The 21,341-nt window shown below is 69.9% G+C and carries 18 protein-coding genes and 1 pseudogene; 12 read left to right on the top strand and 7 right to left on the bottom strand.

What is annotated here, in order from left to right; genetic code table 11:
- Positions 1-12 precede the first annotated feature (12 nt).
- From ACU6RU_RS13330 to ACU6RU_RS13340, 3 genes are read left to right on the top strand one after another with little or no spacing between them, the layout of a single operon-like run.
- On the top strand, positions 13-1,725 hold the full coding sequence (locus ACU6RU_RS13330; RefSeq protein WP_446726774.1) for a glycoside hydrolase family 13 protein: 1,713 nt from the start codon (positions 13-15) through the stop codon (positions 1,723-1,725).
- A 42-nt stretch (positions 1,726-1,767) separates the two neighbouring features.
- Positions 1,768-2,166 carry an ArsR/SmtB family transcription factor gene (locus ACU6RU_RS13335; protein WP_353105712.1) on the top strand — a complete coding sequence of 133 codons (399 nt, stop codon included), beginning with the start codon at positions 1,768-1,770 and terminating at the stop codon, positions 2,164-2,166.
- Positions 2,166-3,110 (top strand): cation diffusion facilitator family transporter, encoded by a 945-nt coding sequence (locus tag ACU6RU_RS13340; protein WP_446726775.1) that lies wholly within the window; start codon positions 2,166-2,168, stop codon positions 3,108-3,110. The genes ACU6RU_RS13335 and ACU6RU_RS13340 overlap by 1 nt, the downstream gene beginning before the upstream one ends.
- Before the next feature lie 16 nt (positions 3,111-3,126).
- On the opposite strand, the gene ACU6RU_RS13345 is transcribed toward ACU6RU_RS13340, so the two are convergent.
- Positions 3,127-3,873 (bottom strand): EI24 domain-containing protein, encoded by a 747-nt coding sequence (locus ACU6RU_RS13345; protein ID WP_446726776.1) that lies wholly within the window; start codon positions 3,871-3,873, stop codon positions 3,127-3,129.
- Between the two features lie 110 nt (positions 3,874-3,983).
- On the opposite strand from ACU6RU_RS13345, the gene ACU6RU_RS13350 reads away from it, so the two are divergent.
- Positions 3,984-5,330, top strand: a complete 1,347-nt coding sequence (locus tag ACU6RU_RS13350; protein WP_120263984.1) for an APC family permease — start codon at positions 3,984-3,986, stop codon at positions 5,328-5,330.
- Here the strand turns inward: ACU6RU_RS13350 and ACU6RU_RS13355 are convergent.
- A complete protein-coding gene (locus ACU6RU_RS13355) occupies positions 5,315-6,085 on the bottom strand; it encodes an IclR family transcriptional regulator (RefSeq protein ID WP_120263985.1) in 771 nt (256 codons plus the stop codon). The two genes, ACU6RU_RS13350 and ACU6RU_RS13355, sit on opposite strands and share 16 nt — an antisense overlap.
- Positions 6,086-6,246: 161 nt before the next feature.
- Here ACU6RU_RS13355 and ACU6RU_RS13360 point away from each other — a divergent pair, with 161 nt between their 5' ends.
- The 5 genes from ACU6RU_RS13360 (at position 6,247) to ACU6RU_RS13380 (ending at position 13,838) form a co-directional block, all read left to right on the top strand.
- Positions 6,247-7,182 (top strand): carbohydrate ABC transporter permease, encoded by a 936-nt coding sequence (locus ACU6RU_RS13360; protein WP_023953611.1) that lies wholly within the window; start codon positions 6,247-6,249, stop codon positions 7,180-7,182.
- Positions 7,179-8,081, top strand: a complete 903-nt coding sequence (locus ACU6RU_RS13365; protein ID WP_289330464.1) for a carbohydrate ABC transporter permease — start codon at positions 7,179-7,181, stop codon at positions 8,079-8,081. Before ACU6RU_RS13360 ends, ACU6RU_RS13365 begins: the two co-directional genes overlap by 4 nt.
- A 28-nt stretch (positions 8,082-8,109) precedes the next feature.
- Positions 8,110-9,396, top strand: a complete 1,287-nt coding sequence (locus tag ACU6RU_RS13370) for a sugar ABC transporter substrate-binding protein (protein WP_289330463.1) — start codon at positions 8,110-8,112, stop codon at positions 9,394-9,396.
- 102 nt (positions 9,397-9,498) lie between these two features.
- On the top strand, positions 9,499-11,754 hold the full coding sequence (locus tag ACU6RU_RS13375; RefSeq protein ID WP_446726777.1) for an FAD-dependent oxidoreductase: 2,256 nt from the start codon (positions 9,499-9,501) through the stop codon (positions 11,752-11,754).
- A 29-nt stretch (positions 11,755-11,783) separates the two neighbouring features.
- Entirely contained in the window at positions 11,784-13,838 is a 2,055-nt protein-coding gene (locus tag ACU6RU_RS13380; RefSeq protein WP_289330461.1) for an alginate lyase family protein, read from the top strand.
- 64 nt (positions 13,839-13,902) lie between these two features.
- Here ACU6RU_RS13380 and ACU6RU_RS13385 read toward each other — a convergent pair whose 3' ends face one another.
- Positions 13,903-14,925 (bottom strand): zinc-dependent alcohol dehydrogenase family protein, encoded by a 1,023-nt coding sequence (locus tag ACU6RU_RS13385; RefSeq protein ID WP_446726778.1) that lies wholly within the window; start codon positions 14,923-14,925, stop codon positions 13,903-13,905.
- A 39-nt stretch (positions 14,926-14,964) separates the two neighbouring features.
- On the opposite strand from ACU6RU_RS13385, the gene ACU6RU_RS13390 reads away from it, so the two are divergent.
- Positions 14,965-16,002, top strand: a complete 1,038-nt coding sequence (locus ACU6RU_RS13390) for a bile acid:sodium symporter (RefSeq protein ID WP_259455299.1) — start codon at positions 14,965-14,967, stop codon at positions 16,000-16,002.
- Here ACU6RU_RS13390 and ACU6RU_RS13395 read toward each other — a convergent pair.
- Together ACU6RU_RS13395 and ACU6RU_RS13400 are read right to left on the bottom strand one after the other, a co-directional pair.
- A pseudogene (locus ACU6RU_RS13395) lies at positions 15,985-16,960 on the bottom strand (intradiol ring-cleavage dioxygenase). The gene ACU6RU_RS13390 and the pseudogene ACU6RU_RS13395 sit on opposite strands and share 18 nt — an antisense overlap.
- A 107-nt stretch (positions 16,961-17,067) precedes the next feature.
- Positions 17,068-18,438: a DUF222 domain-containing protein gene (locus tag ACU6RU_RS13400; RefSeq protein ID WP_446726779.1), complete on the bottom strand. Its 1,371-nt coding sequence runs from the start codon at positions 18,436-18,438 to the stop codon at positions 17,068-17,070.
- A 196-nt stretch (positions 18,439-18,634) separates the two neighbouring features.
- Here ACU6RU_RS13400 and ACU6RU_RS13405 point away from each other — a divergent pair, with 196 nt between their 5' ends.
- Together ACU6RU_RS13405 and ACU6RU_RS13410 are read left to right on the top strand one after the other, a co-directional pair.
- Complete coding sequence (locus ACU6RU_RS13405; RefSeq protein ID WP_446726780.1) at positions 18,635-18,967, top strand: DUF3140 domain-containing protein; 333 nt, start codon at positions 18,635-18,637, stop codon at positions 18,965-18,967.
- A 28-nt stretch (positions 18,968-18,995) separates the two neighbouring features.
- The gene (locus ACU6RU_RS13410) at positions 18,996-19,802 is read left to right on the top strand and encodes an alpha/beta fold hydrolase (protein WP_446726781.1); all 807 of its coding nucleotides are present in this window, start codon (positions 18,996-18,998) and stop codon (positions 19,800-19,802) included.
- A 19-nt stretch (positions 19,803-19,821) separates the two neighbouring features.
- Here the strand turns inward: ACU6RU_RS13410 and ACU6RU_RS13415 are convergent, their stop codons facing one another.
- Positions 19,822-20,247, bottom strand: coding sequence for a GIY-YIG nuclease family protein (locus tag ACU6RU_RS13415; protein ID WP_446726782.1), 426 nt, complete (start codon positions 20,245-20,247; stop codon positions 19,822-19,824).
- 62 nt (positions 20,248-20,309) lie between these two features.
- A complete protein-coding gene (locus ACU6RU_RS13420) occupies positions 20,310-21,233 on the bottom strand; it encodes an NADP-dependent oxidoreductase (RefSeq protein WP_446726783.1) in 924 nt (307 codons plus the stop codon).
- Positions 21,234-21,341 lie beyond the last annotated feature (108 nt).

Consider the following 21,341-nt stretch of genomic DNA (forward strand, 5'->3'; position numbering starts at 1 on the left):
GGACACATCTCCGTGACAACCTCGCTAGACCTCGCCGCCGGCCCCGACGCCGACACCGTCCTCGGTGATGAGTCCGCCCCGTGGTGGCGGCAGGGGGTGGTCTATCAGATCTATCCCCGGAGCTTCTCCGACGCCAACGGCGACGGGTTGGGCGACCTCCCCGGCATCACGGCGCGCGTCGACTACCTGGCGGAGCTCGGGGTGGATGCCGTCTGGCTCAGCCCGTTCTACCCCTCCGAGCTCGCCGACGGTGGCTACGACGTCGCGGACTATCGCAACGTGGATCCGAGGCTCGGAACGCTCGAGGACTTCGACGCGATGCTCGCGGCGCTGCACGAGCGCGGCATCCGTGTCGTCGTGGACATCGTGCCGAACCACACCTCGGACCAGCACGTCTGGTTCCAGGAAGCGCTCGCTGCAGGCCGGGGATCCGCCGCGCGTGAGCGCTACATCTTCCGAGAGGGCACGGGCCCGGAAGGTGCCGAGCCGCCGACCGACTGGCTGTCGGTGTTCGGCGGATCGGCCTGGGAACGCGTCTCGGACGGGCAGTGGTACCTCCACAACTTCGCCCGCGAGCAGCCCGATCTGAACTGGGACCACCCCGAGGTGCGGGCCGACTTCGTCCAAACGCTGCGATTCTGGTCCGACCGCGGCGTCGACGGGTTCCGCATCGACGTGGCGCACATGCTCACGAAAGACCTCACCGAACCGCTTCCCTCGCGTGCTGAGCTCGACCTCATCCCGCGCGACGGCAACCACCCGCTGATCGACCGGGATGACGTCCACGAGGTGTACGCCGAGTGGCGCGCCGTCTTCGACTCGTACGACCCGCCCCGCACCGCGGTCGCGGAAGCGTGGGTCGACCCGGCGCGCATCCACCTGTACGCGCGCCCGGAGAGCCTCGGCCAGGCATTCAACTTCGATCTGCTCGAAGCCGACTTCGACGCGGCGGCCTTCCGCCGGATCATCACGGACAATCTCGCTCTCGCCCGTCAATCGGGATCGTCGAGCACGTGGGTGCTGTCGAACCACGACGTCGTCCGGCACGCCACAAGGTACGGGCTGAAGACGCCGACCGCGGAGACGAGCATGCCCTCGCGGCATGGCGGGCAGTGGCTCATCGACGGCGGCGACGAGGCGGGCCTCGACCGTGAGCGCGGGCTGCGCCGAGCCACGGCCGCGACGATGTTCATCCTCGGCCTGCCGGGGTCGACTTACATCTACCAGGGCGAAGAGCTCGGACTGCACGAGGTCGCTGACATTTCGGCATCCGATCGTCAGGACCCGACCTTCTTCCGCACCGAGGGTGCCGAGATCGGACGCGACGGATGCCGTGTGCCGTTGCCCTGGACGACGACCGACCCGTCGTTCGGGTTCGGCGACGGCGGTTCTCACCTGCCGCAGCCCGCCTGGTTCGCCGAGCATGCCGTCGCGGCTCTCGACGGCGCACCCTCGTCGACGCTCAATCTGTACCGGAAGGCACTACGGCTGCGATCCCTCCTCCAAACAGGGGAGGAGCTGACGTGGATCGAGACGGGCCGTCCCGACGTGCTGCACGTCGAGCGACCCAACGGATGGCAGGTCGTGACGACATTCGGCGCGGAGCCGTACCCGGTGCCGGCGGGGGAGATAGCGCTCGCGACGCAGCCCCTCGTCGACGGGTGGCTCCCCGGCGAGGCGACCGTCTGGCTCGCGCCGGGCGGAGCCGATCAGGTGCACGCCTGACATCGCCTATCCCAGATCGGAGTTGCGCGATATCATCGCTTTATGGCGATGAATGAAGCTCTCGAGGGTCGTGTCCCCGTCGAGCTCGACGCGCGCGCGACCGAGGTCTACGCACACCTCTTCCAGGCGCTCGCCGACCCGACCCGGCTCGCCGTGCTGCAGCATCTGTCGTACGGCGAGCACCGGGTGCGCGATCTCGTCGAGCACGTGGGGCTCGCACAGTCGACCGTGAGCAAGCACGTCGCCTTCCTGCTCGAGTGCGGGCTCGTCTCGGTGCGGCCCGACGGGCGATCGTCCTGGTACGCCCTGGCCGAGCCCGAGGCGACCGCGCGACTCATCAACGCGGCGGAGGCGTTGCTGGGCGCGACGGGGACGAGCGCGACGCTGTGCGGGCACCTCCGGCGGCCCCGCTCCGTCGCCCCCGAGGCCGAGGCCAGCTGATGGGCGCCGGACACGACCACGGCCCCGTGGACGCGGCCCAGGCGGGACAGCCCGCCGACTTCCGGATGAAGCTCTGGATCGCCTTCGGGATCACGGCGGCGATCGTCGTGACCCAGGCAGTGGGGTCGATCGTCACAGGCAGCCTCGCCCTGCTCACCGACACCGCCCATGCCCTCACCGATGCCTCGGGCCTGCTCGTCGCGCTCGTGGCCGCGAACCTCATGATGCGACCGGCCAACGCCCGCCGGACCTGGGGCTTCCGCCGCATCGAGGTGATCGCCGCCTTCGCCCAGGCAGCGCTGCTGCTCGTCGTGGGCGTGTACGCCGCGATCGAAGGCATCCGTCGCCTGTTCGAGCCGCCGGAGGTTCCCGCGCTCGAGCTTCTCGTCTTCGGCGTGGTCGGGCTCGTGGCCAACATCGTCGCGATCGCGGTGCTCTCGTCGAGCCGTGGCGCGAACTTCAACATGCGCGCGGCCTTCCTCGAGGTGCTCAACGACGCCCTCGGGTCCGTCGGGGTCATCGTCGCGGCGATCGTCATCGCGACGACCGGCTTCGCCCAGGCGGATGCCGTCGCCGGCCTGTTCATCGCCGCCCTCATCGTGCCCCGCGCGGTCAAGCTCATGCGCGAGACGGCGTCGGTGCTGATGGAGTTCACGCCGCAGGGGCTCGACCTCGACGACGTCCGTGCACACATCCTGCGCCTGGACCACGTGACCGACGTGCATGATCTGCATGCCTCCACGGTCGCGTCGGGGCTTCCGACCATCACGGCGCACGTCGTCGTCGAGGACCGGTGCTTCACCGACGGCCATGCGGCCGAGGTGCTGCAAGAGGTGCGCTCGTGCGTCGCGGAGCATTTCGAGGTATCGGTGCTGCACTCGACGTTCCAGATCGAGAACGAGCGTATCCGCGACGAGGAGCCCGATTCGGTCCGGCACGACTGACGCCGGGCGCGGGGCCTCAGTCGTGCGCGTCCAGCACGGTCCGCGCCAGCCGGGTCGAGCCGGCGACGGCAGCCGGCATCGCGACGACGGCCCCGAGCGGAACAAGAAAGCACAGCTGCGTGGCGATGCCGAAGCCCAGGAACCGGGCGCGGTGTACTCGACGCAGCCGCCGACGGTCGGCGGCTCGGATGCCGCGGGCCGACAGGGCGCGCGAGGTCAGCTCATCCGCGAGAAGCCAGCCGGTGAGCGACACCGCCGTGACCGACCCCAGTACGCCGCCGACGACGGGGATCAGGCCGACGAGCGCCGCGATGGCGGCCGCGAGCAGACCGCGGGCGATGAGCCCGATCGCATCGCCGACCGAGCGCCAGAACCCGCTCTCGCTGTCGGGTACCGGCCCGCCGAGGTCGGCCTCCGCGGCCCGCCAGATGCGGTCGTAGAACGGCTCGCCCACCATGAGGGTCAGCGCCGTGAACGATACCGCGACGAGCACGATCGCGCCGCCCAGGAGCGCTGTGCCTGCGGCGATCCTCACGAGCGTGGCCCACAGCCCCGGCCAGGCGTCGGCGAACGGGGTGAGGGAGTCGACGATCCCCGGCAGGAACGCGCCGAGCGCGATGAGTCCGCCGAGGAGGACGAGGCCGACGATCGCGGCGGGGATGAGGCCGAGCGCCATGACCCCGGGGCGGCGCGACCAGAAGCCGAACCCGCGAGCGAGATCTGCGGCACCGCGGAGGAACAGGCGAGCGGGAGCGTCGGGCATGTTCACATCCTGCCTTCGTCGGTGGCACGCGCGTGTCAGGGGCACAACCACAGATCGCGCGCCGACGCCAGGGGTTGTTCGGATCCGGGGCGAGCCGCTGAAGTGATGCGATGACCAACGACACCAGTGCGCCGATCGCTGACGATCGCCCCGGGCTGAAACGGGCCATCGGGACCCCCCTCCTGTTCGCGTTCATCGTCGGCGACACCCTCGGCGCCGGCATCTACACCCTCGTCGGGACCATGGCGACCGATGTCGGCGGTGTGATCTGGCTGCCGCTGCTGATCGCGCTCGTCGTCGCTCTGCTCACGGCGGGAACGTATGCGGAGCTGATCACGAAGTACCCGCACGCGGGCGGGGCGGCTCGTTACGTCGACAAGGCGTTCGGCATCCCGTTCCTGTCGTTCCTCGTCGGCTTCCTCATGATGGCGTCGGGCATCACGACGGCCGCCGCGCTCGCCAACGCGTTCGCCGGCGATTACTTCGCCGCCCTGTTCGACATCCCGCCGATCCCCGTCGCGATCGCCTTCATCGCCGTCCTCACCCTCATCAATCTCCGCGGTGTGCGTGAGTCGCTCGCGACGAACTTCGTGGCGTCGATCATCGAGGTGTCGGGCCTCGTCATCGTCATCTTCGTCGCGGCGATGGTCTTCGCGGGCGGCGGCGGCGAGCCGGCACGGATCTTCGAGTTCGCCCCGGACGTGGCCCCGCTGCAGGGGGCGTTCGCGGCATCCATCGTCGCCTTCTTCTCGTTCCTCGGCTTCGAGGCGGCGGCCAACATGGCCGAAGAGGTGAAGAACCCGTCGAAGTCATACCCCCGGGCGCTCTTCGGCGCCATCATCACCGCGGCGGTCGTCTACCTGCTCATCGCGATCGGGGCCGTCATCGTCGTGCCCCCTGCCGAGCTCGCCGAGTCGACCGGGCCGCTGCTGGACGTCGTGACCGCGAGCGGCTTCGCGATCCCGCCGTGGCTGTTCAGCCTCATCGCCCTCGTGGCCATCGCCAACGGGGCCCTGCTGTTCATGGTGATGGCCAGCCGCGTGGGTTACGGTCTCGCCGAATCGGGGCTCCTGCCCCACGCCTTCGGCCGCGTGCTGTCGAAGCGTCGCACGCCGTGGGTCTCGATCCTCGTCGTCGCGGGCGCCACGATGCTCCTCACGGTGCTCGGTGACATCGGAACACTCGCGGAGACGACGGTGCTGCTGCTTCTGCTCGTCTTCTTGTCGGCGAACGTCAGCGTCCTGGTGCTGAAGAAGGACAAAGTCGAGCACAAGCACTTCTCGGTGCCGCGGGTCGTGCCCGTGCTCGCGATCATCGCCAGCATCGTGCTGCTCACGCAGCAGACCGGGCCGGTGTGGCTCGGCACCGCCGGCTACATCGTCGTCGGCACGATCCTGTTCTTCATCGCACGCGCGGGGCGCCGCCGGTCGGACCGCAAGGCTCAGGCCGGGCCCTGATAGCCGAGGCCCGAGCTGATGCGGTCGGCGGTCTCGACGACCGTGCGGCCCAGCTCCGCGCCGCGCGCCTCGAGATCGATCGCCGTGAGCGGCCCGGAGATGGAGACGGCCGCGACGATCTTCCCGCTGCGGTCGAGGATCGGCGCTGCGGTCGAGGCCCGTCCGAGCACGAACTCCTCGACCTCGATCGCGTAGCCGCGTCTCGCGGTCAGCGCGACCTCGCGGTCGAGCGCTTCGTGCGTCGTGATGGTCGCCTCGGTGAAGCCGGGCAGCTCCGGCAACAGCCGTAGGCGCTTCTCGCGATTCGTGCCGATGAGCGTGGCCTTGCCGATGCTGGTCGCATGCAGCGGCACGCGCTGCCCCATCAGCGTGTGCGACTTCGGTGACAGCGGCCCTTCGAAGTTGCAGAGGTAGACCAGCTCCGCGCCGCGAAGGAGGGCGATGTTGACGCCGAGACCGATTTCGCCGGCGAGGCTCTGCGCGATCTGACGGCCGACTCGGTGCACCCGGTTCTGATTGATCGCAATGCCCGCGAGGGTCATGAGCTCGGCGCCGAGGAAGTACAGCGCCGTCTGCGGATCGCGTTCGACCAGCCCGCCGGCCTCGAGAGTCGCGAGCAGACGGGACGCGGTCGACTGACCGATCCCGGCTTCGCGCGCGACATCGCTCACGCGCATGGGCTCGCCCCCCGAGAAGGTCTCGAGAACCGTGATCGCCTTCTCGACGCTCTGATTGGCGCCCTTCTCCGCAGCCATGCTTCCTCGCTTTCGCCGCCGACGTCCGTCACCCCATTATGCACCTAGTGCATGACGGTTGCGCACTGTGCGCACGTCGTGCACTCTGAGTTCGGCGACGCGGATAGTCGCTACCCCGGGAGTCGCAGACGACGGCCCGGACGACGAAACGAAGGACGACGATGACCTCTTCGAGCGTGACCGCTCACGAGAGCCCCGGGCGGGGCCGACTCGGCTCGCGGCTGAGCGAGCGCACCTTCCTGGTCTTCCTGCTGCTGCCCGGGTTCGTGCTGCTCTGCGCGATCGTGCTCTACCCGCTGCTGCGGTCGCTCGTCTCGGCGTTCTTCGACGAGAACCTGCTCTATCCGGGCATGGAGTTCGTGGGGCTCGAGAACCTGTCCGCCGTCCTTGCGGATGACTTCGGTCGGCTCGTCTGGCAGACCCTCATCTTCACCGTGGGCGCGACCATCGCCCCGTTCCTGATCGGGCTCGCGCTCGCGCTCGTGCTGAACCAGCGCTTCCCGGGCCAGCGCATCTTGCGGGGCGCCTTCCTCATCCCGTGGCTGATTCCCGGGGTCGTCGTCTCGTTCCTCTGGATGTGGATCTTCGACGCCAACTACGGTGTGCTCAACGGCATCCTCATGAGCCTCGGCGCCATCGACAGCCCGGTCGCCTGGCTCTTCCAGACCGACACCGCTCGCGGCGCCCTCATCATCGCGAAGACGTGGAACACGTTCCCCTGGGTGATGGTCATGCTGCTGGCAGCGCTGCAGACGGTGCCCGGCGAGTTGCACGAGGCGGCCTCGATGGACGGAGCCGGCGTCGTCCGCCGCTTCTTCGCCGTCACGTGGCCGCACATCCGCGGTGTCGCAGCTCTGGTCGTGCTGCTCGAGTTCATCTGGAACTTCCAGCACTTCGACACGATCTTCGTGCTGACCGGCGGCGGCCCCGCCGGCACCACCAGCACCTTCGCGACCGAGGTGTACGACACCGCCTTCCGCGGCTACGACCTCGGTCACGCCGGCGCGCTCGGCATCGTCTGGATGGCGCTGCTGACGGTGCTCGTCGTGGTCTACGTGTGGCTCTCCGAGCGTGGCGAGAAGGAAGGCTCCCGATGAGCACCATCACCCCCGTCCCCGTGCCCGCGGCAACGGCCGCGGCGGCCCCCGAGCCCCCGCGGCCGACCCGACGCCGACGCACCCGCATCCGCTGGGGCATGTGGACCGCGCTCGCGGTGATCGTCCTCTTCGGCTTCGCTCCCGTGTACTGGCTCCTCGTGACGTCGCTCACCCCGAGCGACCGCGTGTTCGCCTTCCCGCCGGCCATCTTCCCCACACAGGTGACGTTCGAGCACTACGCGGCGGTCTTCGGCAACGAGCAGATCTTCGGCTACCTCCGCAACAGCGTGATCGTGTCGGTCGTGACCGCCGTGCTGTCGGTCGTGGTGTCGATGTACATGGGATACGCCTTCTCGAAGTACCGCTTCGCGGGCCGCAAGTCGCTGATGTACTTCGTGCTGTCGAGCCAGATGTTCCCGCAGGCGCTGCTGCTCGTCACGCTCTACCTCGTCTTCGCGCAGTTCGGTCTCCTGAACACCTACCTCGCGCTGATCCTGTCGTTCACGACGTTCACGCTGCCGCTGTGCGTCTGGATGCTGAAGGGCTTCTTCGACGCGCTCCCCGACGACCTCATCGAGGCCGCGCGCATCGACGGTGCCGGTCCGTGGCGCATCTTCCACTCGGTCGTGTTCCCGCTGGCGGCCCCCGGTCTCGTCGCGGCCGGGCTGTTCGCCTTCGTCCGCGGGTGGAACGACTTCATCTTCGCGCTCACCCTCGCCGGGCCCGATCGGCAGACGCTGCCGCCCGGCCTCGTGAACACCTTCATCTCCGAGGCCAGCACCTCGTGGCCCGCGCTCATGGCGGCATCCCTCGTGGTGTCGGTGCCCGTCTGCGTCGCGTTCATCCTGCTTCAGCGCTTCCTCGTCGGCGGCATCACCGCCGGCGCGGTCAAGGGCTGACCCACCCACCCGATTCGAAGGAGAATTCATGGTCCAGGACATCTCGCGGCGCACGCTGCTGCGGTACTCGGTGTTCGGCATCGGCGGCGCCGCCGTGCTCGGGCTCGCCGGTTGCGCCCCGGGAGGCTCCGGTGCGCCGGCCGCGACGCCGGGCGGCGGCACCGCCACCGACTTCACGTTCTCGTCGTGGAGCCTGTCGGAGGAAGCGGCGAAGCCGGCGATCGAGTCGGCCCTGACGAGCTTCCGGCAGGCCGAGGGCATCGGGATCGACACGGTCGCCTACCCGTACAACGACTACCTCAACCAGCTGACGCTGCAGGTGCGGGGTGGCCAGTTCGCCGGTGCCGCGCAGCTCGACGTCGCCTGGCTGTCGGCGCTCGCCGCGCTCGGGAAGCTCACCGACCTGTCCGCGTTCACGCAGGGCAAGGGGTACACCGACGCCGCACTGGGGGCGGGCAAGTCGGACGGCAAGCAGCTCGGACTGCCCTGGACGATCGGCGCCGTCGGCCTCATCGGCAACGCCGAGCTGTTCGACCGTGCCGGGGCGTCGCTCACCCCCGCCACGATCGAGGAGTTCGAGGATGGCCTGCGTGCGCTCAAGGGGATCGGGGTGATCCCCTACGCGGCGAGCACGAAGGCCGCGCAGCTCAAGGACATCGTCGTGTGGATGCAGACCTTCGGTTCGCCGATCGTCGACGGCGACGAGTCGGCGATCGGAGACGAAGCGTCGATCAAGGCCGTCGAGTGGTACAAGAAGCTCTACGACGAGGGGCTCATCGCGCCCGACGTCGACCGGGCCGCCGCCCGCACCCTCTTCGCTCAGGGTGCGACCGCGCTCTACGACGATGCGCCCGTGGGCAAGTCGGCCGTGCTCTCGCAGTCGCCCGACGCCTCGCTCAGCGACAAGATGATCCCGATCGCGCGGCCGGTTCTCAAAGCCGGTCAGACCCCGCAGCACGTCCTCTGGGGACACCTCGTCGTCGTCGTCGACGGCGAGGGGGCGCAGACGGCGGCTGACTTCGCGTCGTGGCTGACCAGCGACACCGCGCAGAGCGAGACGTACTTCACGGCGCTGGGCCTGCCGCCGACGACGGATGCCGCGCTGTCGTCGGACGCGGTCACCTCGAACGCCTTCGTCGAGGCATTCACGTCGTCGATCACGGCGACGGCGAAGCCCAGCCCGCTGTGGAAGTACCCCGCCTACGGGCAGATGGAGACCGCGATCGCCGAACAGGTGCAGGCGGTCCTCATCGGCCAGGCGCAGCCCGCCGCGGCGATGAAGAGCGCGGGGGAGGCGATCTCCCGCCTGCTCTGAGCCCGCCCGGGCCCGCGTCCGTCTCACCGCTCGATCAGACCGCCATCCGACCGGCGGGAGCCGTCTCGCTCCCGCCGGTGATCCCCCTGCCCTGAAGGAACCATGCGCACTCAGAACATCGAATCCGACATCACCGTCGTCGGCGGCGGCCTTGCCGGCGTCTGCGCGGCGATCAGCGCCGCGCGGCTGGGGAAGCGGGTGGCGCTCATCGGCAACCGGCCGGTGCTGGGCGGCAACTCGTCGTCGGAGGTGCGGGTCTGGGTCGTCGGCGCGACGTCGCACGGCATCCAGCGGTTCGCCCGCGAGAGCGGCGTGATCGGTGAGCTCTACGTCGAGAACCAGTACCGCAACCCGGAGGGCAACCCGATCATCTGGGACGAGGTCGTGCTCGACGCGGTGCGGGCGGAGCCCAACATCCGGTTGTTCCTCAACACGGATGTGCGCGAGATCGACACCGACGACGTCGACGGCGAGCGGGTCGTGACGGCCGTGCACGGGTGGACGATGGGGTCGGAGATCGCCACGACGTTCCGGAGCCCGTATGTCCTCGACTGCACCGGCGACGGGCTCATCGGGTACCTGGCCGGCGCCGAGTTCCGGATCGGACGCGAGTCCCGCGACGAGTTCGGCGAGGCGTGGGCGCCTGAGACGGCCGACGACGAGCTCCTCGGCTCGACGATCCTCTTCTACACGAAGGATGTGGGGCGACCGGTCGACTTCGTCGCGCCGGACTCGGCGAAGGACATCACGACCACCCCGATCCCGACGTCGCGGATCCTGCGGTCCGGCGACTCGGGTGCGCATTACTGGTGGATCGAATGGGGCGGCCACCTCGACACCGTGCACGACAACGAGGCGATCCGCGATGAGCTGCGCTCCGTCATCTTCGGCATCTGGGACTACATCAAGAACTCGGGCCGCTTCGACGCCGACACCCTCGATCTCGAATGGGTCGGCACGATCCCGGGCAAGCGCGAGTACCGCCGATTCATCGGCGACCACGTGCTGACCCAGAACGACATCCTCGATCAGGTCGACCACCACGACGACGTCGCGTTCGGCGGCTGGTCGATCGACCTGCACCCGGTCGAGGGCATGTACGCCACCGAGGCCGGGGCTCACCAGCGGTACTCGAACGGCATCTACGGCATCCCGTTCCGCAGCTACTACTCGCGCAACGTCGCGAACCTGCTGGTAGCGGGTCGTGACATCTCGGCGAGCCATGTCGCGTTCGGCTCGACCCGTGTCATGGCCACATGCGGCGCGGGCGGCGAAGCGGCGGGAACCGGAGCCGCCCTCGCGCTCGACCTCGGGGTGCGTCCGCGCGCGCTGGCGGCCGACCACGCCGACGCGTTGCGCCAGGTGCTCCTGCGCCAGGACGCCTCGGTGTTCGGCGTGCGCAACACCGATCCGGCCGACCTGGCGCGGCAGGCCCGCGTATCGGCGTCATCGGTGGCGACCACGCTCGACCCTGTCGAACTCGTGCCGGATGCCGCTGTCGCCGAGCAACCGCTCGACTCCGACCTGGGGGTGCTCGTCCCGGTGGACCCGCGGCTCGACGGCGTCGACGTCCTGCTGAAGGTGACCCGCGGCACCACCCTCACCGCCGCCCTGTGGACCACCGGGCGTCGGCAGAACGCGGTTCCCATCGACGAACGGATGCGGGTCTCGGTCGACGTGAGGGCAGCCGCCGACCCGCAGTGGGTGCGGCTGCCGCTCGTGTGGACCCCGGCTGAGCCCGAGAACGTCGTCGTGGTCCTGGGCGCCGATCCCGATGTGAGCGTCGTGCTCGCCGAGGCACAGGTGCCGGGAGTGCTGACCCTGCCGCACCGACCTCAGGCCGACGGTGATCAGAACGTCGCCGTCGACGAGTCCGAGAGCGTCATCGCGTGGCCGGCGATCCCGATGCGAGGGCGCACGCCGCGCGTGCGCCTGCATCCCCAGACATCGGCCTTCGCGGCCCAGCAGGCGGTCGGCGGCTATCAGCGGTTCTTCGGCGGTCCGAACCTGTGGATGTCGCGCCCCGACGACGCGGCGCCGCATCTCGCCCTCGCGTGGGACGTCGAGCAGTCGATCACGGCCGTGCGCCTGGTGTTCGATGACGACACCGACGTCGAGCTCAACACGCTGCATCACCACCGCACGCCCAACCGCGTGTTCCCCGAGCTGGTTCGCGACTACGTCGTGGAGACCTGCGGCGCCGACGGTGTCTGGGTCGAACGGGTCAGCGTGACGGCGAACCGCCGACGACAGCGTGTGCACGATGTCGAGGTCGACGGGGTCACGGGCCTGCGGGTGCGGGTGACGGCCACGAACGGTGCCGCGCAGGCGCGGATCGTGTCGCTGCGCGTGATGTGAACACCGAACACCCCGACGAAAGGTACGACATGAAGAATCGATGGAGATTCTCGCTCGCTGTGATCGGAGCCGTCGCGCTCGCGATACCGGCTCTGCCCGCGGTCGCCGCTCCGGCGCCGCCCGCGACGATCGAGGAGGCGTTCGATGAGCTGACTCCCGACTGGCTGCCCGCAGCCGGAACGTGGGAGGCGGCGGACGGCGTCGCGAGAGTCGTGCAGCCGGGGTCGTCGCGCGGATCGATCCTCGCGCTGACCGGCCGCGGCCTCGCCGAAGCGGCGACGGCGACGGTGACCTTCGCCTCTGCGGGCGGGGGAGCCAGCGCGTGGGCGGGCTTCACGGTGCGTCGCACCGGAACAGCCGACGACTACACGCAGTCCGGTTACACCGTCTTCGTGCGCAACAGCGGAGAGCTGGCGGTCATCCGCGCAGCCGGTGACGGGCAGGTCGCCGTGCTCGGCACCGCGCAGACCGACGCCCGCCCCGGCGCCGGCCCGGTGACAGTCACGGCGTCGCTCGACGGTGAGCGGATGCGGGTGGGTCTCGGTGGCGCCGGGGAGGTGACGACGCTGATCGAGGTCACAGACGCCACCTTCTCGGGCAGTGGGTTCGCGCTCGCGGCGCACCGCGACGTCCGGATGTCGGTCGACGCCGTGCAGCTGTCGGGCGTCATCGATCGCGCCGAGCCGGTGCCGACCGACTGCGTCGGATGGTCGGGTTCACCGGCGACGGATGCGGGTCGCGGCGAGGTGCTCGTCAGCGACGCGCGCATCGAGGCGGTGTCGGCGCGCATCGCGGCGGGTGAGCAGCCGCAGACGTCTGCGTACGCGCGTCTGCTCACGGCCGCCGACGCGGGTCTCGAGCGAACACCTGCTCCTCCCACGACTTTCTTCGTGCCGTTCTTCTACAACGATCCGACCGCGCACCGTGCGGCGCGGGACGGGCTGCAGAACGACGCGAACACCGCCTACGAGCTCGCATTGGCGTATCGCCTGTCGGGTGATGCCCGCTACGGCGCGCACGCCGCGCAGTTCATCGATGCCTGGACCACGACGGTCGAATGCGTGCGTACCCGGGAGGACTCCGCGCTCGCCTTCAGCTACCACTTCCCGGCCTTCGTCCACGCCGCGGAGCTGCTGCGCGGCACTTCCGTGTGGAGTGCGGCATCCGAGGCCGTGTTCGCCGGCTTCCTGCGTGAGACGGCGACACCGGTCGCTGCGTCGATCCTGCATCGCACGAACAACTGGGGCAGCTGGGCCCTCGAGACGACGACCGCCGTCGCGGCCTACCTCGACGACGAGGCGGGGCTCGACGCTGCGAGCGCGCGCGCCGTCGAGCTGCTCGATCACCAGATCGACGAGAACGGGCACCTTCCGGAAGAGGTCGATCGGAACAACGGCGTCGGCGATTACGGCATCTGGTACACGCACTTCTCTCTGCTGCCGCTCTTCCTCGTCGCCGAGACGCTGTCGGCGCACGCTTACGACGTGCACGATCACGTGAACGCTAACGGGCGCGGGCTCGCGGATGCCGCAGATGCCGCGACGAGATGGGTCGCCGACCCGGCATCCTTCCCCTACTACACGGGCGACCCGGCGAAGCTCGCGAACGTGCGCACGATCGATTACCTGCGTGACGCGGGGATCACGGCGCACAGCATGAGCTACTTCGAGCTGGCGCAGAACCACTTCCCGACCGACGAGCGCGCAGCGCTGCTGGCCGAGGAAGGGCCCATGACGACGATCCATTCGGCGCCGTACCTGAGCCTCACCCACGGTGGACTCGCCGACATCACGGCGGCTCCCGGCGAAGGTGAGCCCGGCGGGGGCGAGCCAGGCGCGGGAGAACCGGGAGGGGGAACCCCCGGCGGCACGGATTCGCCGGGAGGCTCGTCGGGAGGCTCGTCGGGCACCGGTCCGGCCGGGGCGCCGGGCGGTAGCTCGGATGCCCGGGCGGTCGGCTCGCTCGCGGCATCCGGTGGTGAGGTCTCGCTCGCGCCGCTGGCGCTCGCCGCAGGGCTGAGCCTCGGCGGCCTGCTCCTCATCGTCGCCCGGGTGCGCCGGCGAGCGGTCACGGCGCGGGGCTGAGCCGGTCTGCCGCGGTCCCGCATGCAAGGGATCGCGGCAGACGCGCCGTGCATCCCGGTACCGGTCAGAGGGTGAGCAGCACCTTCGTCGCGCGGCGTTCGTCCATGGCTCGATAGCCCTCGGCGGCGTCGTCGAGGGGGAGCGTCAGGTCGAACACGGCTCCGGGGTCGATCGTCCCCGACATGATGAGCTCGATCAGCTCGGGCAGGTACTGCCGCACCGGGGCGGGGCCGCCGTGGAGGTGCACGCCGGATCCGAACAGCTCGGCGCCCGGCAGCTCGACGTCGTGCGAGACCCCGACGTAGCCGACGTGACCGCCGGCGCGGGTGGAGCGGATCGCCTGCATCATCGATTCCTGCGTGCCGACCGCTTCGATGACCGAGTGCGCGCCCAGGCCGTCGGTGAGCTCCTTGATGCGAGCGACGCCGTCGGCGCCGCGCTCCTCGACGATGTCGGTCGCGCCGAAGCGGCGGGCGAGCGCCTGGCGGTCGGCGTGCCGCGACATCGCGATGATGCGCTCGGCCCCGAGATGCTTGGCCGACAGGATGCCGAGGAGGCCGACCGCTCCGTCGCCGACGACCGCGACCGTCTTGCCAGGGCCGGCCTGAGCGGCGACGGCGGCGAACCAGCCGGTGCCGAGCACGTCGGATGCCGCCAGCAGGCCACGGATCTGGTCGTCGGTGGGCTGGCCCGGGACGACGACGAGCGTGCCGTCGGCGAGGGGAACGCGCAGGCGCTCGGCCTGTGAGCCGAGACGGCCCATCGGCACGCGGTCGACGCAGTGCGACTGGTAGCCGTCGCGGCAGATCTCGCAGGTGTTGTCGGAGGCGATGAACGAGCCGACGACGAAGTCGCCGACGGAAAGGCCGCTGACGTCGTCGCCGATCTGCTCCACGACGCCGACGTACTCGTGGCCCATCGGGATGGGACGCTTGATGGGGTCTTCGCCGCGATAGGGCCACAGGTCGGAGCCGCAGATGCAGGCCGCGGCCACCCGGATGACGGCATCCGTGGGCTTCTCGATCGTCGGGTCGTCGCGTTCCTCGACGCGGACGTCGCCGGGGGCGTGCATGATGACTCCGCGCATGGTGGCTGTCCTTCCGTAGCGGTCCTCCCATTCCACCTCATGCGACGGCTGCCGGGGTGCTTCTGGCTTCCGGTGCGGCATGCTGGCATGATGCGGGCGCTCGCGGTGGTGGAACGGCACCAAGCGGCGATGTTCCTGGTGGCGCTGGTCGTGGGCGGGGTCGCGGGACTCGCGATGCCGAGCTTCGGTGAGGCGATCGAGCCGGCGCTCACCCCCGTGCTGGGCGTCCTGCTGTTCCTCACGTTCCTCTCGATCCCGCTCGCCGGGCTGCGGGAGGCTGTGCGTGACGCGCGGTTCATCGGCGCGGTGATGGTCGCGAACTTCGTCGCCGTGCCGGTGGCCGTGTGGCTGCTGTCGCGGTTCGTCGCCCATGACGCCGCGCTCCTGCTGGGCGTGCTGCTGGTGCTGTTGACGCCCTGCGTCGACTACGTCATCGTCTTCGCCGGCCTCGCTGGAGGATCGCGTGAGCGGCTGCTGGCGGCGACGCCGCTGCTCATGATCGCGCAGCTGCTGCTTCTGCCCGCGTACGTGTGGGTGATGGCCGGGGGTGAGGCTGTCGCGGTGATCGATCCGCGCCCGTTCGCCGAAGCGTTCGTCCTGCTCATCGTCGTTCCGCTTGTGCTCGCTACCGTCGCGCAGGCGGCAGCGCGCCGTTCGCCACGCGTCGGGTCGGTGTCGTCCGGGCTGCTGCGTGCCATGGTGCCGGTGATGATGCTGACGCTGTTCGTCGCGGTCGCCTCGCAGACGGCCGCGGTCGGGGATGCGATGGTGTCGCTGGCGCCCGTGGTGCCGATCTTCGTCGCGTTCGTGCCGTGCGCAGTGGTGGTGGGAATCGTCGCGAGCCGTCTGGCCGGACTCGACGTCTCGCGCCGGCGAGCGGTGGTCTTCAGCGCTGCGACGCGCAACTCGCTCGTCGTCCTGCCGCTCGCGCTCGCGCTCCCGGCGCAGTTCGCGCTGACTCCGCTCGTGGTGGTCACGCAGACGCTCGTCGAGCTCGTCGCGATGGTCGTGCTGGTCGCGGTCGTGCCCCGGCTCATGCCCGACCGCGGCGCGCAAAGGTCAGGGTCGGCGGGGTGAGACCCCGCCCGGAGCGGCGCCCGCCGCCGGTGCCGTCGTCGTGTCCACGCGAGCGGTGAGCGAGACGACGTATCCGGATGTCGCGTCGCCGGTGACGGTGGCCAGCTGGAGGGCGCCTGCATCGTCGCCGAACACGTTGTCGGAGGCGAGCGACACTTGCGCAAGGTTGCGCGCGGAACCGCTGTAGGCGGGGAGCGCGTAGACGGTGCTGCAGACGTTCTCGGGAAGGGCGACCTGTGACGTCGCGATGGCATTCGCGGCGTCGGTCATCGCCGCCGCGTCCGGGTAGACCTCGAAGTGGATGTGCGGCCACCGGCCCGGATAGCAGGCGGGAATGATCGAGGTGAAGGTGACGACGCCGGACGCGTCGGTGACCTGCACCCCTCGCAGGTAGGTCTCGTTCTCGATCCCGGTCGAGTACATCGAGTACCCGCCAGCGGCGTCGCAATGCCATACGTAGACGGCAGCCCCGGCGAACGGCACATCACCTCGGGCGGTGTCGAGGATCGTGAGCCGGAGGGTCATCGGCACGCCGTCCGCGGTTGCGCCGCCCTCCAGGGACGATCGGATGTCGCTGCGGACGATGCCGGACCGCTCGAGGACGTCGGGCCCGTTCGAGCCGTCGCCGGGGTAGGGGCCCGGCGGTCTCGTCAGGGATCTCGCCGGCGGGCAGGCCCGCGTTCGCGACGGCTGTCGCGGACGGTGTCGCGGTGGGTGTCGCGGTGGGTGTCGCCGTGGGCGATGCGGCGGGCGAGACCGTCGCCGTGGGAGTGCAGGCCGCGAGAGCCGCGGCGCCCAAGCCGATGCCGGCGAGGCTCAGCATGGAACGCCGGGTCATCAGCGTGCGGATGTCGAACGCGGCGCCCTGATCGACGACTTCGTCGTCGGCGCGGTCGAGCAGGCGGCCCTCGTAGGCCGGCCCCGCGGGCGTGCGGTCGGGTTCGGGGATGCGGCTCACGTCTGACTCCTCGGTTGGTTGTGCACCGAGCATCGCCCGCCAGCCCATCCGTAACGTTGGACGAGCCTATGCGCCGGATATGAGACCCGCGCGAGACGGGCGCGCCGTCAGAAGGGTGGTCTCTCCGGTGGTCCACCCGAGTCGATGGTGAAGCACACCGCGGGTATCGGCACGTCTTCGCGGTACACCCGGCCGAGGGGTGAGGTCCATTCGAGGACCCCACCGCCGAGCTGTCTGACCTTCCATTTCGTGAACTGCTTCATCGAGTGGTGTCGCTGACACAGGTGGGCGAGGTTGAAGATGTGGGTGTGCCCGCCGAGGGCGTAGTCGATGGTGTGATCCAGTTCGCACCGGATCGCGGCCCGCCGACATCCGGGGAACCGGCAGTGCTGATCCCGCGCCATCAGGAGCTTCTTCATCGACGAGGTCGGCCGGTAGGTGTCGATCTCAATCGGGGTCCTGGTGACGGGGTCGATGAACAACCGATCCCACTCGGACACCTGCCCGGCGAGCTGCCGCACCGTGTCGGCATCGACGAGCCCGGCCCCAACGGCTTCGGCGGGGTTCTGGTCACGCCCCATCAACGTCTCCGCCGTGACGGCGACCTGCACGCGTGCCCGGATCGCCCCGAGCCCACCGGCCCGGTCGGTCCCGTAGGTCGGGTCGACCACCGGCGCCCCGCCGAGGACGAGGTCGCCCAGAATGTCCGCGCGCAGCTGGTCCATGGTGCGCGTATCGGCGGACTCGCCGGCCCCCGCGGCATCCGCCGCCGAGCTCTCCGCGGCATCCGCCCCGCCCGCCCCGGCGCCCTCAACCCGGGCGTCCTTCACGGACTGCCCCATCTGCGTCAGTCGGTCGAGCATCCCCGCGGCAATGACCGTCGGAAGGTTGGCGACGAGGTGCGACATCCCGTCCGTCCCGTGGAATACCCGCACGCACCGTTCGGCGGCGGCAGCCTTGTGTCGCTCGGTGAAGTTCTGCGGGTGCAGCCGGGCCGCGAGAGCTTCGAGCGCACCCCGCACCCGGGACGGCACATCTCGTTCGCACACCCCGATCGCCGCATCCGCGAACGATTCCCGCACCTCATCCGGCACCCCGGCACCGACCCGCACGACCACATCGACGTGTCCGCGTTCGATCCGCCGCGCAACCCACGCGTCGAACACGGCGGGGTAGCCGTCGATGACGGTCATCGCGTGGTCGATCTCGCCCTGCAACCGGCGGTCGGTGAGTCGCGTCATCGCGGCGGCTTCGGCTGCCACCGACCGCAACTCCATGTCCGACGCCATGCCTCGCACCCCGTCGCGGCGCGCCTCATGCAACGCCGATCGACCCAGCCCTGCCAACGCCCGCATCCGCGCGACATCCCCGACGTGGAAGAGGTCGAGCGCCTCAGCGAAACCCGCGAAAGCCGCAGCGTGCGGCGCCCCGCCCGAGGCACCCTCGCCTGCGAGCTCGCGATCGCCGTTCGATGTCATGTTCCCATAATGGCAGCAACCCCGGACGTCGTCATCGAATATATATCCGTCTGTGTAGAAGTCATCGAATACGCGAATTGTGCAGGAAACGCCCAACCCGCCGACGACAGAAACCACGAAAGGACGGCACGCCGCGCCGAGACACCGTGCTGTCAAGAGGATGCATCCCGGCAGCCGCCGCAGGCACGATCGCGCCATGAGCGACGACGACGATCAGACCCGGCGGGAGTTCCGGGATGCGGTGAACATGAGTCCTGCCGAGCTCGAGAAGTGGCTCGACACCGACGAGTCGAAAGAGGTCGGGCAGAAGGAGGGCGGAGGCGAGTCGACGGGTCACCGGTCGGGCCGCCGCATCGTCGACATCCTGCGCACCAACAAAGGCGATCTGACCGAGTCCGACGTCTCTCACATGCGCAGAGTCGTCGGCTATGTCAACCGGCACCTCGCGCAGCGCCCCTCCGGTGACATCACCGAGACGGCCTGGCGCTATTCGCTCATGAACTGGGGTCACGACCCCGCGAAGAAATGACGGCCCCGCTGGGCGGGAGAATGGAACAGTGAGCATCCCCGCATCCTCCGGTCTGACCGAGCTGCCCGAACCGCGATTCGTCCTCGTCGGCGAAGACGGCCATCGCATCGCCACCTACTCGTGGGGGGAGGATGAACTTCCGACCGTGGTCGTCGTCCACGGATTCGCGTCGAACACGAAGGACAACTGGGTCTCGACCGGCTGGGTGCGAGACCTGCAGCGTGCCGGGTTCCGCGTCCTCGGTCTCGACCAGCGCGGTCACGGGGCGAGCGACAAGCCGCATCGCGCGTCCGACTACGACCTCCATCAGCTCGCCTCCGACGTCGAGGCGGTGCTCGACACCTACCTCGTCGACACGGCGATGTACGTCGGGTACTCGCTGGGTGCGCGCGTGGGCTGGGAGGTGCTGAAGGACTTCTCGGCGCGCATCACCCGCGGTGTGCTGGGTGGCGTGCCCGACGGCATCCCGCTCGCCCGCCTCGACATCGACCAGGTGCGGGCGCTCGTCGAGAACGGCACCGAGGTGACCGATCCGGTCACGCAGAACTACGTTCGACTGACCGAACGGGTTCCGGGCAACGACCTGCGGGCGTTGCTGGCGATCGCCGGCGGCATGCGCGCCTCGGGCACCGCCGACCCCGACCCCGCCAACGCGCCGGAGCAGCCTGTGCTGTTCGCGACAGGATCGCGCGACGCGATCATCGAGGGATCGAAAGCCCTCGCCGCCGCGACGCCGCAGGGACGATTCGTCGAGATCCCCGACCGGCATCACTTCAATGCGCCGGGGTCGCGGGTGTTCCGACAGACCGCGATCGAGTTCCTCACCGAAGAATGACGCGGCGCCGGCCGCGGAGTCATGACGACGCGCGCCGGTAGGCGTCGCCCAGCCAGCGGTCGTAGGCGAGCCATGGGTCGGATGCCGCTGCCCGCAGCGTCTCGATGTGCTCGGTCAACGGGTCAGTGAGCGTGAACCACTCACCGCCCTCTCGCAGGGCCGCGAACTCGCGGTGCCGCTGCTGTTCGAGCGGCCGGCCGCCGCGCTCGAGCGCAAGGAGCTCGTCGTGCCGGATCGCGGCCAGCCGCTGACGCGGCCGCTCGCTCGTGCCGATCTTCACGCGCGCGCCGAATCGCAGGTAGTAGACGACGGGGACGACCGGTCGGGGTAGATCGGCGTCGAACGCGTCGCCCAGGCGCCACCCGCAACGCCGACACAGCCAATGCCCCGTGTCGGCGTCGACCCCGCCCGCCCGCCCGCCGCAGACGCGGCACGGGGACGGCATCTCGGATATCGGCGAGGCGGGCACGACTCCAGGATCGCGCCCGCCTCCGACATCCGGTCGGGTCAGACCGTGACGACGATCTTGCCGCGCGTGTGTCCCTCTTCGAGACGGGCATACGCCGCGGCGGCGTCGTCAAGCGGGAAGGTCTCGGCGACCTCGACCCGCAGCGAACCGTCGGCGGCGAGACGCGCGAGCTCGGCGAGCTGCGCGGCATCCGGGCGCACCCAGATGTAGTTGCCGCCGAACTCGGATGCCGCCCGCGGGTCGGCGATCGACGTCACGACCCCGCCGTCGCGCAGCAGGTCGTTCGTGGAGTCGAGTGAGCTCCCGCCTGCGAAGTCGAGCACGACGTCGACGCCCTCGGGGGCGATCTCACGCACTCGGTCGGCGAGGCCGTCGCCGTAGACCACGGGCTCGGCGCCGAGCCCGCGAAGGTAGTCGTGGTTGCGCTCCGACGCGGTGCCGATGACGCGCGCCCCGCGCAGTCGTGCGAGCTGGACACCGAACGAGCCGACGCCCCCGGCCGCGCCGTGGATGAGTACCGTCGATCCCTCGCCGACCGCCGAACGTTCGATGGCCTGCAGCGCGGTCAGGCCGGTGAGGGGGATGGCGGCGGCGGCGGCGAAGTCGAGACCGTCCGGCTTGCGCGTGGCCGTGCGCACGGGAACCGCCATGTATTCGGCGACCGAGCCGCCGCTGACGACGTCGGCGCGGGCGTAGGCGAGCACCGGGTCGCCGACCTGGAACTCGGGGGTGTCGAGACCGACCTTCTCGACGACGCCAGCGACATCCCAGCCGGGAACGGCGGGCAGCTGAACGTCGAGGAGCCCCTGCAAGTAGCCCTCGCGCACCTTGTAGTCGACGGGGTTCAGGCCCGCGGCCACCACGCGCACCACGAGGGTGTCGGGTCCGATGTGGGGCATCTCCCGCTCGGTGATCTCGAAGCGGTCGTTGCCGCCGAACTCGTTGTACGTCAGTGCCTTCATGTGTCGAGCCAACGTCGGCGCGTGCGGCGGGATTCCCGACAGGATGCGGCGGGGATGCCGCCGACGGGCGGCCTCCCGGGTCGGACGCGTAGAATCAGGGGGATCCCG

The organism is Microbacterium sp. F1-18 (assembly GCF_052921305.1).